Origin of the sequence: Actinomycetospora sp. CA-084318, from assembly GCF_050955885.1 — a bacterium.
Taxonomy (GTDB): Bacteria; Actinomycetota; Actinomycetes; order Mycobacteriales; family Pseudonocardiaceae; genus Actinomycetospora.
The window spans coordinates 623,187-636,598 of record NZ_CP192098.1 but is presented as its reverse complement, the minus strand read 5'-3'; the positions used below and the strand labels follow the sequence as shown (position 1 = coordinate 636,598).

At 75.2% G+C, this 13,412-nt stretch carries 12 protein-coding genes; 8 read left to right on the top strand and 4 right to left on the bottom strand.

The window, feature by feature from the left end; genetic code table 11:
- Window positions 1-36: 36 nt before the first annotated feature.
- Window positions 37-639 (bottom strand): histidine phosphatase family protein, encoded by a 603-nt coding sequence (locus ACQPYX_RS03105; protein WP_433801444.1) that lies wholly within the window; start codon window positions 637-639, stop codon window positions 37-39.
- Complete coding sequence (locus ACQPYX_RS03100) at window positions 639-2,186, bottom strand: AMP-binding protein (protein ID WP_433801443.1); 1,548 nt, start codon at window positions 2,184-2,186, stop codon at window positions 639-641. The genes ACQPYX_RS03105 and ACQPYX_RS03100 overlap by 1 nt, the downstream gene beginning before the upstream one ends.
- A gap of 141 nt (window positions 2,187-2,327) precedes the next feature.
- Here ACQPYX_RS03100 and ACQPYX_RS03095 point away from each other — a divergent pair, with 141 nt between their 5' ends.
- The 7 genes from ACQPYX_RS03095 to ACQPYX_RS03065 are packed head-to-tail and all read left to right on the top strand — an operon-like array spanning window position 2,328 to window position 9,080.
- On the top strand, window positions 2,328-3,008 hold the full coding sequence (locus ACQPYX_RS03095; RefSeq protein ID WP_433801442.1) for a TetR/AcrR family transcriptional regulator: 681 nt from the start codon (window positions 2,328-2,330) through the stop codon (window positions 3,006-3,008).
- A gap of 45 nt (window positions 3,009-3,053) precedes the next feature.
- Window positions 3,054-4,808, top strand: coding sequence for a PEP-utilizing enzyme (locus tag ACQPYX_RS03090; RefSeq protein ID WP_433801441.1), 1,755 nt, complete (start codon window positions 3,054-3,056; stop codon window positions 4,806-4,808).
- Window positions 4,809-4,812: 4 nt separating this feature from the next.
- The gene (locus tag ACQPYX_RS03085) at window positions 4,813-5,208 is read left to right on the top strand and encodes a nuclear transport factor 2 family protein (RefSeq protein ID WP_433801440.1); all 396 of its coding nucleotides are present in this window, start codon (window positions 4,813-4,815) and stop codon (window positions 5,206-5,208) included.
- A 26-nt stretch (window positions 5,209-5,234) separates the two neighbouring features.
- Entirely contained in the window at window positions 5,235-6,332 is a 1,098-nt protein-coding gene (locus tag ACQPYX_RS03080; RefSeq protein WP_433801439.1) for a phosphotransferase family protein, read from the top strand.
- Entirely contained in the window at window positions 6,329-7,669 is a 1,341-nt protein-coding gene (locus tag ACQPYX_RS03075) for a hypothetical protein (RefSeq protein ID WP_433801438.1), read from the top strand. Before ACQPYX_RS03080 ends, ACQPYX_RS03075 begins: the two co-directional genes overlap by 4 nt.
- Window positions 7,666-8,697, top strand: a complete 1,032-nt coding sequence (locus ACQPYX_RS03070) for a TIGR03857 family LLM class F420-dependent oxidoreductase (RefSeq protein ID WP_433801437.1) — start codon at window positions 7,666-7,668, stop codon at window positions 8,695-8,697. The genes ACQPYX_RS03075 and ACQPYX_RS03070 overlap by 4 nt, the downstream gene beginning before the upstream one ends.
- Window positions 8,694-9,080 carry a PEP-utilizing enzyme gene (locus ACQPYX_RS03065; protein WP_433801436.1) on the top strand — a complete coding sequence of 129 codons (387 nt, stop codon included), beginning with the start codon at window positions 8,694-8,696 and terminating at the stop codon, window positions 9,078-9,080. The genes ACQPYX_RS03070 and ACQPYX_RS03065 overlap by 4 nt, the downstream gene beginning before the upstream one ends.
- Here the strand turns inward: ACQPYX_RS03065 and ACQPYX_RS03060 are convergent.
- Window positions 9,046-11,016, bottom strand: a complete 1,971-nt coding sequence (locus tag ACQPYX_RS03060; RefSeq protein ID WP_433801435.1) for a homocysteine S-methyltransferase family protein — start codon at window positions 11,014-11,016, stop codon at window positions 9,046-9,048. The two genes, ACQPYX_RS03065 and ACQPYX_RS03060, sit on opposite strands and share 35 nt — an antisense overlap.
- Entirely contained in the window at window positions 11,013-12,320 is a 1,308-nt protein-coding gene (locus ACQPYX_RS03055; protein ID WP_433801434.1) for a PucR family transcriptional regulator, read from the bottom strand. The genes ACQPYX_RS03060 and ACQPYX_RS03055 overlap by 4 nt, the downstream gene beginning before the upstream one ends.
- Window positions 12,321-12,389: 69 nt before the next feature.
- Between ACQPYX_RS03055 and wrbA the strand changes: the two genes are divergently transcribed.
- Entirely contained in the window at window positions 12,390-12,986 is a 597-nt protein-coding gene (gene wrbA, locus ACQPYX_RS03050; RefSeq protein WP_433801433.1) for an NAD(P)H:quinone oxidoreductase, read from the top strand.
- The last annotated feature ends 426 nt before the right edge of the window (window positions 12,987-13,412 follow it).

Sequence of the window (13,412 nt, the reverse complement as noted above, 5' to 3'; positions counted from 1 at the left end):
GTGAGTACTCATCCGTGCCGGGGCACGGATGACTGCTCACAGGGCGGTAGCCACCTGCAGGTGCGCCGTCTCGTTCAGGGTGTGCAGCAGTCGCTTGCCCTGCGGGGACACCAGCAGCCGACTGAACGACGTGTGCTCCAGCTGGCAGAACATGCTGAGGGGACGTTCGAGCACCGAGCACAGGTGCGCGTTGATCACCCCGGAGTGGCACACCACGGCCACGACCCCGCGGGGGAACTCGTCCGCGATGTCGGCGAGCACGGAGTCCACGTCGCGGGAGAACGCCTGCGGGTCGAAGCGGTGCTCCCCCCACCGCCCGGTCTCGAGCGCCCGCCACATCTCGGCCCGCTCCTCGGCGTCGGTCGTCCGGTCGGCGGCCACGTAGACGGGCACGCCGTGGTCGAACTCCCGCAGCCGCTCGTCGGTGCGGACCGGCAGCCCGAGCCGCTCGGCGAGCGGCGCCGCGGTCTCCACGGCGCGCTGCATCGGGCTCGACCAGACGGCGTCGGGCCGTCGGACGGCCCCGCCGGCGAGGTGCTCGGCGAGCCGCTCGGCCCCGGCGTGCCCGTCCGGCGCCAGGCCGGGGTCGGACTGCGCACCGTCCGCCGGCCGTCCGTGGCGGATCAGCACCATCTCCATCACGAACCTCCGGGGTGCGGGGTCAGGCGGTCGACCAGGACGCGGTGCAGGACCTTCCCGGCGTCGTTGCGGGGCAGGTCCTCGACGAGGTGCACCGTGCGCGGGCACTTCACGTGCGCGAGCTGGTCGCGGGACCACCCGACGAGGCGCTCCTCGAGACCCGGCGCGGCACTCGCCGTGGGCACCACGACGGCGGTCACCCGCTCCCCGAACTCGTCGTCGGGGACGCCGACGACGGCGACGTCGTCGACCTCCGGGTGCTCGCCGAGCACGAGCTCCACCTCGCGCGGGTGGACGTTGACGCCGCCCGTGATGATCATCTGGCCGGCCCGGCCGGTGAGGTAGAGGTAGCCGTCGTCGTCGAGGTAGCCGAGGTCGCCGACCGCTCCCCAGCCCGGCGTCGCGGCGAGGTCGGCCGCACCGTCGGGGGCGCGGTCGGGCTCGGCGGCGCCCGGCGCGGTGAACCAGACCGTCCCGACCCCCCCGGGCGGCAGCGGCCGACCGGCGTCGTCGGCGATCGTCACGCCGCTGCCGACCGCGCGGCCCACCGAGCCGGGGTGCGCGAGCCACTCGTGCGGCCCGATCACGGTCCGCCCGTAGCCCTCGCTGGCGCCGTAGTACTCGTGGACGATCGGGCCCCACCAGTCGAGCACCGCCCGCTTCACCGCGGGTGGGCACGGCGCGGCGGCGTGCACCGCGACCCGGTGGGACGACAGGTCGTGGCGCGCCTTCTCGTCCTCGGGCAGGCGCAGCAGCCGGACGAACATCGTCGGGACCCACTGGCTGTGCGTGACGCGGTACCGCTCGATCGCGACGAGCGCCGCCTCCGCGTCGAAGCGGCGCATGAGCACCACGGTGCCGCCCGCCTGGTGGACCGACTGCAGGAACCCGATCGGGCCGGCGTGGTAGGCCGGGCCGGGCACGAGCAGGACGTCGACCCCGGCGCCGGGCTCGCTGAACCCGAGCGTGCGCATCAGCCCGGCCGAGCGGACCCCGACCTCGTCGGGGTGGACGTCGCGCGGGGCCACCCGGGCGGGCTTGGGAGTGCCGGTCGTCCCGGAGCTGAAGAGCAGTCGCCCGCCGGCGCGCTCCGGGAGGTCCGGGTCGCGCGGCGTGGCGGCGACGAGGTCGTCGAGGGCGACGGTCCCGGCGGGGGCGTCGGCGGGGACCGTCCCGACGACGAGCCACAGCACCTCCGTCCTCCCGAGTGCCTCCACCGCGGCGGGCAGCAGCTCGGCGGTGGTGACGACGGCCCGGGGCGCGGCCTGCGCGAGCACCGCGGCGAGCTCCCGCGCGGCGAGGTGGTGGTTCACCGCGGCGAGCACGAGCCCGCTGCGCCAGCACGCCCAGCAGACCTCGCCCCAGCGCACGTCGTTGCCGAGCAGGATCACCACGGCGTCGCCGTTGGCGAGCCCGCGGGCGCGCAGTGCGGTCGCGAGCCGGGCGCTGCGCTCGTCGAGCTCGCCGTAGGTGACGGTCTCGCCGGTCTCGGCGAGGACCATCGCCGCGCGGCCCGGCGCCTGCCGGGCGACGCTGCCGGGATACACCAGCTGACTCCCCTCGCGACCGTGGACGGCGAGAATGTATACGACGAGTCGCATTCTGCGGCAGTCCCGAACTCGTTCTCGCAGGTCGGGCGCTGGGTTAGGGTGAACAGCGCATCGCAGGCGAGCCCGAGGAGGCGTCCGGTGAGTATTGCGCGCGGCGACTCCGGGGGCGCCGACGACGGGTCGGCGCCGGTCCGGCGCGGCAAGAACACGCGGGGGCTGCGGACCCGCTCCGAGCTACTCGAGGCCGCGGTCACGTGCTTCTCCGAGTACGGCTACAGCCGCACCCGCATCGCGGACATCGTCTTCGCCGCCGGCGTCTCGCAGGGCAACTTCTACCGGCACTTCGCGAGCAAGGACGAGATCTTCCTCGAGGCCCTGCGGCCCAGCCTCGACGAGCTGACACGCTCGACGCACCGGACCACCCGCACCGGCGACGGGACCGACCGCGCCACGCTCGTGGCCCTCACCAGCGCGTACCTGACCTCCTACGCCCGCAACCGACGCATCCTGCGCGTCATGCGCGAGGCCGCGGCCACCAGCACCGACGAGGGCTTCTCCGAGCTGTGGCTCGCCCAGCGGGCCAACTACGTCGAGCGCACCGCCCGCTGGCTGCGCGACCTGCACCGCCGCGGGCGGCTCGCCGAGACCGACTTCGACCTGCTCGCCGACGTGCTCGGATCGGCCATCGAGCAGACCGCCTACGTGCACATCGGTCTGCCCGCCGCGACCCCCCGCCGCGAGCGCATCGAGCAGCTCGCCGTCGCGGTCGGCGAGGTGTGGCACCGGGCGCTCCCGCTCGTGGAGCGCGACGAGGCTTGACAGGCTGACGTGGCGCCCATCACGATGCGACGCATCGTTCACATCGTGAGGGAGCAGACCTCCATGCCCGACTGGCCGATCTTCGACGCCACCTCGAAGACGTTCCCGCTGTACTCGCGGGCCAACGTCGGCGAGATCTTCCCGGACCCCATCTCGCCGCTGAACGCGTCGGTCGGCTTCCAGGAGTACCTCGAGCCGGGGTGGCGGGACGCCTTCGTCGCCTGCGGGGTGTGGGACCACGACGTCTACGACACGGGCGTCTCCCGCAACGTCCTCCCGGCGTTCGGCAGCTACCTGTACATCAACATGTCGCTGATGCGGCTGTTCGGCGTGCGCGTGCCCGGCATGGGCGCCGAGGCCGTCGACCTGCAGTACTTCGGCGACATGCCCGGCATCCCCAGCTACGAGAGCGAGAAGCGGGACTTCGACGAGGACCCGGCGTTCTCCGAGAAGGCCGGCGCGTGGCTGATGAACGAGGTCCTGCTCGCGCAGGGTCTCCCCGCCTACGACGCCGACCGCGCCGAGGTGCTGGCGATCCGGGCCGACCGCCCGGACATCGCGGCCCTGTCCGACGCCGACCTCGTCGCGCGGCTGCGCTCCTTCGGGGACGTGCAGCGCCGCTTCTTCCAGCACCACATCGAGTCGAGCCTGAAGTCGGGCGTCGGCCTCGGCGCCGTCGCCCAGGTCGCGGCCGCCGTCGGCCGCCCGGAACTCGGCCTCACCCTCGTCAGCGGCATCGGCGACGTCGACTCGGCCGGCCCGTCGAACGGGATGTGGAGCCTCAGTCGCCTCGCCCGCTCCGGGCCGGTGGCCGCCCTCTTCGACGCCGGGGTGTCCGGGCTCTACGAGCGGATCACCGCGTCCGACGACGCCGCCGTCGTCGCCTTCCGGGCCCAGCTCGACGCGTTCCTCGCCGAGTGGGACTTCCGCGGGCCGGGCGAGTGGGAGCTGCGCTCGAAGACGTGGGGCCTCGCCCCGGAGCTGGCCCTGCACACCGTCGACCGGATGCGCACCGTCGGCGACGACGAGGCTCCCGCGGTCAAGAACGCCGCCCGCGCCGCCGAGCGGGAGGCCGCGACGGCGACGATGCGCGAGCTGCTGGCCGGCAACGCCGAGGCGGCCGGGCAGTTCGAGGCCGCCCTGCACGCGGCGGCGCTGTGGCTGCGCGGGCGCGAGCGCTCCCGGACGACCTCCGCGATGCTCGTGCACGAGCTGCGGCTCCCCGCCCTCGAGCTGGGACGTCGCGGTGCCGCGGCCGGCCACCTCGACACGCCCGAGCAGATCTACATGGTGTTCGCCGAGGAGCTCGACGCCTACCTGGCCGACCCGGGTTCGTTCACCGCGACCGTGCGCGAGCGCGAGCAGGTCTACCTCGACCTGTTCGACCACGAGCCGCCGTTCGTGGTGATCGGCGACCCGCCGCCGCTCTCGGAGTGGAAGCGCCGCTCCGCCCGCACCCGGACCGCCGCGCAGACCGGCGAGGTCATCCAGGGCGTCTCCGGCTGCACGGGCGTGACCCGCGGCCGCGCCCGGATCTTCACCGACCCGGACGACGACGCCGAGCTGGAGCCCGGCGACATCCTCGTCGCCCCGATCACCGACCCGTCGTGGACGCCGCTGTTCGTGGCCGCCTCCGCCGTCGTGGTGGACGTGGGCGCGCCGTTCTCGCACGCCGCGATCGTCAGCCGCGAGCTCGGCATCCCGTGCGTGGTGTCCGCGACCGACGCCACCGGGCGCATCCCGGACGGCGCCACCATCGAGGTCGACGGCACCGCCGCGACCGTGACGATCATCGGCTGACGCGATGACCGCCACCGGGCCCGCGGAATCGTCGGTGACCGCACCGGCCGACGGGCCGGTGGCGGTCGTCCGCCGCTACCTCGACGAGATCTACCACGCGGGGGACGTGGAGCTCGTCCGTGAGATCACCGCCGACGGCGTCGTCCGCCACGACCCCGGCGGCACCCGGGTCCTCGACCACGAGGCCCAGATCGCCCGCATCCGGGCCGACCTGCCGCAGTGGCAGCCGTGGTTCACCGCCGAGGTCCTCGCCGGTGACGACCAGTACGCCGTCCTCGTCTGGACCGCCCGCGGGCGCACCGCCCAGCGGCTGCTGTCCGGCATCGAGGTCTTCCGCGTGCACGACGGACGCATCACCGACGTCTGGAACACCCCCTACTCCACCGAACCCTGGGCCTGAGCCGCCGGCCCGGAAGCGAGCGCGCCATGAGCCTGACCGCAGCCCCCGCCGTCCCGGTCCTCGACACCACCGACGAGATCGACCCCGCGTGGCTCACCGCCGCGCTCGCCGCCCGTCTCCCGGGCGTCGTCGTCACCGGCGTCACCGCCCGGCCGATCGGCGCGGGCAACGTCAGCGACACCGTCCACCTCACGCTGGAGTACGGGACCCGGCCGGACGGGGCGCCCGACGCCGTCGTCGCGAAGTTCCGTCCGCGCTCGCCCGAGGTGCACCAGCACGGGCTGGGCAGCGGCGCGTACCACCGGGAGATCGGCGGGTACCGCGCGATCACCGAGCGGGACGCGGCCCGCATCCCGCACCTGTTCCACGTCGACGGCGACGAGACCAACATCAACCTCGTCATCGAGGACCTCACGGCGGCCACGCCCGGCAACCAGGTCGCGGGCTGCGGGGTCGACGAGGCCGCCGCGGTGCTCACCCAGCTCGCCCGGCTGCACGCCACGTTCACCCCGCAGGACCCGACGACGGCCCCCGCGTGGCCGATCCGCATGGCCGAGGCCGCGGACTACTGGAGCCCGACGGTCCGCCGCGGCGCCGCGATCATCGCCGACCGGTTCCGCGACCGTCTGCCGCAGGCCGACCTCGACGTCGTCGCGGCCGCGGGGGAGATCGCGCACGACTGGCACCTGCTGCCCCAGACCCGGCTCACCCTCACCCACGGCGACCCGCGGGTGGACAACGTCCTGTTCGAGCCGGTCGACGGGGGCATCGGGGCGGTGCTCATCGACTGGCAGGTGACCGGTCTGCGCAACCCCATGTACGACGTCGGGTACTTCCTCTCCGGCAGCGTCGACGCTGACCTGCGGCGTACCCACGAGCGCCGGCTCATCTCCGAGTACCTGGAGCAGTTCGCGGCGATCGCCCCGGGCTACTCCGCCGAGGAGGCGTTCGAGGACTACCGCACGCAGGTCCTCTCCGGCCTCATGATCACCACCGCGGCGATCGCCGTGCTGCCCGACGTCGAACAGGTCAACACGCTGATCCTCGCCCTGCTCGAGCGGAACTGCGCCGCCGCGCACGACTGGGACGGCATCGCGGCGACCCGCGAGCGCAGCGGCCGATGAGCACCGCGTTCGCCGACCTGCTCGCCCGCTACCGCACCCGGTTCCCGGCCGGGTCGGCCGGCCACGCGGCCGTCTCCGACGTGCTGCGCACCGACGTCCTCACCCTCTCCGACGGCTCGCTCGCGCCGCCCGCGCTCGCCGACGGCGACCTCGACGAGCTCATCGCCTACGGCGGCTGGAACGTCTGGGACATGCTCGGCAGCCGCGCGACGGAGGGCGAGTCCGGCCTCATCCCGCGCCAGGAGTACGAGACGATCGCGGGCGTCCAGCAGTACGACGTCTATCCCGGCGTCTTCGAGGCCGTCACCGAGGCCGTCGGCGCGGACGGGGTCGTCGAGCTGGGCGCGACGGCCCGTCGCGAGATCGGCACCAAGGTCAACCTGCTGCACGCGTGGTGCTGCTGCATGCCGCTGCTCACCGGGCGGGGCTTCGCCACCGGGCTGGGACTCGCGTCGCCGACGGACCGCGGGTCCGAGCTCGCCACCGCGCTGCAGTTCCCCCGACGTCTCTACCGCGGGATGTGGGGCGACGAGGGGCCGATGTTCGCGACGGGCCGCGGCTACTCGGCCCCGCTGCTCGCCGGGTCGGGGTGGCTCGAGCGGTTCCGCGACGAGGTCACGTGGTTCGACGCGGACGGGGCGCCGGCGCGGCGGTCGTTCAACGCGATGACGCAGCTCTTCGCCTTCCTGCTGCACCTGGACAACCGGCTAGGTCTCGGCGACTCCGGCCCCTACCCGCAGCCGGACGGCACGGTGCTCATCGTGCGGGACCACTTCCTGCACGACGAGGCGTATCCCTGGTTCGACGCCTCGGCCGGCCTCCCGCACGCGGTCACCCAGGCCCTGTTCTTCCGCCCGCCGGACGGGATGCGGTTCACGGTCAACGACCTGTCGACCACCTTCGCGGAGCCGGGCGACTACCTGCCCCACCTCGTCGGGTCGGCGGTGTACGCCCGCGACCGGTGGGACTCCCCCGACGTCCGGCTGCTCGGTGAGGAGGAGCTGGCCGCCATCACGACCGAGGCCCGGACCCGCAACGCGGGGCTCTACGCCCGCTACGCCCGCATGTCCCGCGAGGAACTGATCAGCGCGGGCGTGCAGATGTACGTCCTGGACTTCGTCCTGCCCTTCCTGCGGCTCGCGGGCCTCGCCGACGAGGCCACGCTGACCGGGCTCGGCCTGCGGCTCCCGACCCGGGACTCGCTCGGGGAGCTCGCGCAGCGCTCGTGGCCGTTGCTGACCGACGCGGGCACGGCCGCCGAGCTGCTGCCGCGCGTCCTGATCGCCGGCGACGGCTTCGTCCCGGTGCACGGAGAGGACCCGGTGGCGGCGCCGTGAGGTATCCCGAGCTCGGCTTCTACACCCTCGGCGGCCAGCCGACCTCCCCGCGCGAGATGTTCGACGAGGTCCGCCTCGGCGAGGAGCTCGGGTTCGGCACGGCGTTCCTGTCCGAACGCTTCTCCATCAAGGAGGCCGCGTCGCTCACCGGGGCGATGGGGGCGGTCACCACCGACCTGCGGGTGGCCACGGCGGCCACCAACCACAACACCCGCCACCCCGCGGTCACGGCCGCGTGGGCGACCACGATGCACCGGCTCACCGAGGGCCGGTTCACGCTCGGGCTGGGCCGCGGCCTCGCCCCGCAGCTCAGGGCCTTCGGCCTGCCGCCGGTCACCACCGCGCAGCTCGAGGACTTCATCGGCCTCATGCGCAGGCTCTGGCGCGGGGAGACCGTCGTCGACCACGACGGGCCGGCCGGCCACTGGCCCGCCCTGAAGCTCGACCCGACGTTCGACGAGGACATCCCGATCGCCCTCACGGCGTTCGGGCCGCAGACCCTGGCGCTGGCGGGCCGGGCGGCCGACGCCGTCGTGCTGCACACCTTCTTCACCGACGAGACCACCGCCCGCTGCGTGCGCACGGTGCGCGAGGCCGCGGAGCGCGCCGGGCGCGACCCGGCGTCGGTCGCGGTCTGGTCCTGCTTCGCGACGGTCCCGGACCACCTCCCCGAGGAGGTCCGGCTCAAGCGCACCGTCGCCCGGCTCGCGACCTACCTGCAGGTCTACGGCGACCTCCTGGTCCGCACCAACGACTGGGACCCGGCCGACCTCGAGCGCTTCCGCGCCGACCCGGTGGTGGCCGGGCTCGGCGGCTGGGCCGACATCGTCGCCACCCGCGAGGAGATCGAGCACATCGCGACCGTCCTGCCGGACGACTGGATGGCCCCCGCCGCCACCGGGAGCCCGGAGCGGTGCGCGAAGGCCGTCGCCGCCCAGTTCGACCTGGGCGTGGACGGCGTGATCATGCACGCGTCCACCCCGGCGGAGCTCGCCCCCGTCGTCGAGAACTACCGGAGGTCCGCATGACCGACACCGAGATCGGCCGCGGCACCTCGGCCTACACCGCCGAGGCGGTCGTCGAGGGGCCGGTGCGTTGGCTGGACTCCCCGGACGCCGTCCTCGACCTCGTGGGGTCGGGCGACATCGCCGACGTCATCGCGATCTCCCGCGGCGGGACGACGACGTTCATGGCCCCGGCGCTCGCCTCGGGCGTCAAGGGGCTGATCACCCTGCAGGGCATGCCCACCTCGCACCTGGGGATCCTCTCGCGCGAGTTCGGCATCCCGTGCGTCATGAGCACGACCTTCACCGACGGGGTGCCGACCGACCGCGGGGAGATCGTCCCCGCTGACGGCACGGTCGTGCGGCTCGACGTCAGCGCGCGGGAGGGACGGGTGCTGCGGCCGTGACCACGGCGCCGAGGCGGGACACCGCCTCGGCGAGCAGGGCCGGCGGGCCGGGGCGCCGCACGACGACGCCGTCGACCAGACCCTCGGCGAGGGCCTCGGCCGCGAGCTCGGCGGCGAGGTCCAGGCCCGGCGCGGGGTCCTCCCCGGCCGCGCGGACCCGGGCGAGGACCGCGTCCGGCAGGACCACGTCGGGGACCTCGTGGCGCAGGTGCTCGGCCTCGGTGAACCCCGACAGCGGAGCGAGCGAGAGCAGCACGGGGACCCGCACGCCGACCCCGTCCAGCACGCGCCGCAGACGGTCGAGCTCGTAGACCGGACGGGTCACGAGGAACTCGGCGCCCGCCCGGACCTTGAGCCGCACCCGGTGCATCTCGCGCTCGAGGTCGTCGGTGCCGGGCGTGACCCGCACCCCGACCCGGAACGGCGCCGGGGTCATCCGCGCGCCGTCGGCGTCGACGCCGACGGCGAGCGAGGAGGCGAGCCCGACGAGGCCCACCGCGTCGACCTCCCACACCCCGTCACGCACGGCCCGGTCGGCGTGGACGGGTGGGTTGCCGGTCTCGGTGACGATCGTGTGCAGCCCGAGCGCGTCCAGCCCGAGCAGGTCGGCCTGCAGCGCCATCCGACTGGTGTTCCAGCTGGTCACGGTCAGCGCGACGTCGGCGTCGAGGAGTTCGTGCAGGCCCGCGGCGACGCCGGCCGTGGTCGAGCGGCGCAGCCGCGTGCGCTCCCGACCGGCCCACAGCGCCTCCGCGCCGGCGGCCAGTGCGGCGCGGGCGCGGTCGACGTGGGCCTCGAGGTCGTCGGTGCCCGGGCCGGTGACCTCGGCGACCAGCAGCGGCGCCCGCCGGGGCGCGTCGAGCCAGCGGGCGATCGCGCCACGGCCCGGCCCCTCGCCGCGGGGCGCGCCCTCCCCCTCCCCCTGTGGCAGCGGAGCGTCGTTGCTGTCATCCGGTGACAGCAACGACGCTTCGCTGCCACGGGGGGCGGGGGTCGGAGAGGGGGCGGGGGCGAGGCGCACCGGCAGCGGCGGCTCGTCGACGACGGGGCCGCGGGCCAGCTCCGCGGCGGCCGCGGCCACGTGGGCGGGGGTGGTGCCGCAGCACCCGCCGACCAGCCGGGCACCGGCGGCGGCGTAGCGCGCGGCGTAGCGCCCGAAGTGGGCCGCGTCGGAGGCGAAGCGCACGCGGCGGTCGGACACGACGTGCGGCAGGCCCGCGTTGGGCAGGGCCGTGACCGGGACACCGTCGGGGACCGCGGCGACCAACCGCCGGACCACCGCGAGCAGCCCCTGCGGCCCGAGCGTGCAGTTCGACCCCAGCGCGGCCGGCCGCAGCGCGCCCACCACCCGCGCGACGTGCTCGGGGGTCTCCCCCAGCGTCGTCACCGGCCCGCCGTCCTCCTCGACGAAGGTCGCCTGGGCGATCACCGGCAGGTCGGTCGCCTCCCGGACCGCCTCGACCGCCTCCGCCAGCTCGTCGGCGTGCGCGAACGTCTCGCACACCAGCACGTCCACCCCGCCCTCGGCGAGCGCGGTGGCCTGCTCGCGCAGCGCGCTGCGGACGGTCGTGGAGTCGACGGGGCCGGGAACGCGCGGCGACGTCGCGGGCGACACCGACCCGGCGACGAAGGCCGGGCGCTCCGCGTCGTCGCACGCCTCGCGGGCGAGCCGGGCCGCGACCACGTTGATCTCGTGCACCTGCCGGGCCAGCCCGTGCCGGGCCAGCCGCACCCGGCTCGCCCCGTAGGTGTGGGTCTGGACCACGTCGGCGCCGGCGTCGAGGTAGCGCCGGTGCAGCGCGCCGACCAGCTCCGGGGCGAGCAGCACGAGCTCGCTGACCGCGCCCTCGGCGCGCACCCCGGTGGCCTGGGCCAGCGTGCCCATCGCGCCGTCGCCGAGCAGGGTGCCCGCGGTCAGGGCGTCGGCGATGCTCATCGGTCGTCCATGTGGCCGAGGATCTCCAGGGCGACCTGCGCGGCGAGCCGGTCGGAGTAGTGGTCGAGGGTGAGCCCGGAGAGCTCCTCGGCGCGCCGCAGCCGGTAGCCGATCGTGTTCGGGTGCACCGAGAGCGCCTTCGCGGTGCGCTGCGGGCTGCCGTCCTCGCGGAAGTACCGGGCCAGCGTGCGGACGAGCTCGCCCGCGCGCTCCGACCGGTCGTCGGCCAGCCGGCCGAGCACCTCGCGGGCGAACGCGCGGGCGTCCTCCGGGTCGGGGACCTGCAGCAGCAGCCGGTGCACCCCGAGGTCCTCGAACCGCACGAGGCGGCCCTCGCGGCCCAGCCGACGGGCCGCCTCCACCGTGCGGCGCGCCTGGTCGTAGGAGGCGGCGAGGCCCGCCAGGTCGTGCACCGCGCGCCCGAGCCCGATCGTCACCGGCCACGGCCCGCCCCCGCGCACCAGCCCGGACGCGAGGCGCGCCGCCAGATCGCCGGGGTCGGCGTCCGCCCCGACCACCGCGACGAGCTCGTTGTCGCGGAGCACGGCCAGCACGTCCGGGAGCAGGCGACCGAGCCGGTCGCGGGCGGTGGCGAGCAGCCCCGCCGACGCGCCACGCGCGTCGTCGGGAACGACGACCAGGACCCGTGCCCCGGGGACGTCCAGGCCGAGGTGCTCGGCCCACTGGGCCGCCTCGCTCGCGGAGCGGGCCCGGCCGAGCAGGAGCCCGGAGAGCAGGTCGTCGCGGACCTGGCCCGCGGCCGCGGCGAGCACCCGCTCGCGGCCGAGCAGCACCCCGACGATCGTCGCCGCGTGCTCGGCCGCGAGCAGCAGGACGTCGTCGGCGGCGCTGCCGTCGAGGGCCGCCGGGCCCGCGCGGTCGGCGGGGTCCTCCTCGGCGACGAGGAAGGCCGCGATCTCCCCCGCGACCTCGACCGGGACCGCCACCCGCACCCAGGTGCCCCGGCCGGGGACCCGCATCGCCCGACCGCCGCGTCCGGCCGCCTCCAGCACCCGCTCCCACCGCGGTTCCGCGATCTCCGCGCGCAGCACCGCCGCGGCGCGGGACTCGTCCGTCCCCGGCGCCGAGGCCGCGAGGACGGTGCGCGTCGGGTCGGCCGAGACCACGGCGGCGACCGCCCCGAGCCGGTCGGCGAGCAGCCGTGTCACCGCGACCGGCCCGTCGTCGGCCGCCGCGAGCCCGGAGATGCGCCGGTGGAGCAGCACCAGCCCGCGCAGGGTCCCGGCGGGTGGGTCGACCACCGCCTCCCGCGCGCCCCTCGTCGGGTCGTCCGCCGCCGCCACCGGTCCAGTGTGCCGCGCGCGGACGCGCGCGAGAGAGTGATCACGACATCCCCGTCGACAGGAGGCCCCGTGGCCAACATCGCCGTCGTCTTCTACTCCGCCACCGGCAACGTGGCCGCCCTCGCCGAGGCGCTCGCCGAGGGGGCGCGCGGGGAGGGCGCCGAGGTCCGCGTCCGCCCGGTGGCCGAGCGCGCGCCGCGCGAGGCGATCGAGGCGAACCGCCGCTGGAAGGCGTGGGTGGACGACAACCCGTACGACACCGTCGCCTCCCTCGACGACCTCGAGTGGGCCGACGGCATCGCCCTGGGCAGCCCGACGCGCTTCGGCGGTGCGGCCGAGCAGCTCAAGTCGTTCCTCGACACCACCGGCGGGCTGTGGGCGCAGGGCAAGCTCGCGAACAAGGTCGGGACCTCGTTCACCTCGGCCTCGACCGGGCACGGCGGGCTGGAGACCACCACCGTCGCGATGAACATGACCTTCTACCACTGGGGCACGTTGATCATGCCCCTCGGCTACGCGGCCGACCCGTCGCTCATGTCGTCCGGGAACCCGTACGGCGCGTCCTGGGTGTCGCGCTCCTCGACCGCTCCCGACGACGAGGCGCTGGGCGCGGCCCGCGTGCAGGGGACGCGGCTCGCGCAGGTCGCGGGCCGGCTCTCGGGGTAGACCCCGGGGTCGTCCCGGATGTCCGATCCGGGCCGGACCGCGAGCGTGGTCGTCCATGCGGACCTGGCGGCACCTCCTCGTGTGGCTCCACGTGCTCACCTCGGTCGCGTGGATGAGCACCGCGCTCGGGCTCGTGGTGCTGCTCGCGCTCTCCCGTGACGACCCGGTGCGGGCGGCGGTCGCCGTCGACATGGCCCACGTGCTCGACCTGCGGCTGCTCGCCCCCGCGGCCAACGCGTCGGCCGCCACCGGGATCCTGCTCGCGCTGGCCACTCCGTGGGGTCTGGTGCGCCACTGGTGGGTCGCCGCGAAGTTCGGGATCACGCTGGTGCAGCTCTACGTCGGGATCGGCATCCTGTCGGTCCAGCTCGCCACCACCGACGCCACGGACGGACCGGCGTCGGAGGCGATGGTGGCCGCCGCGGC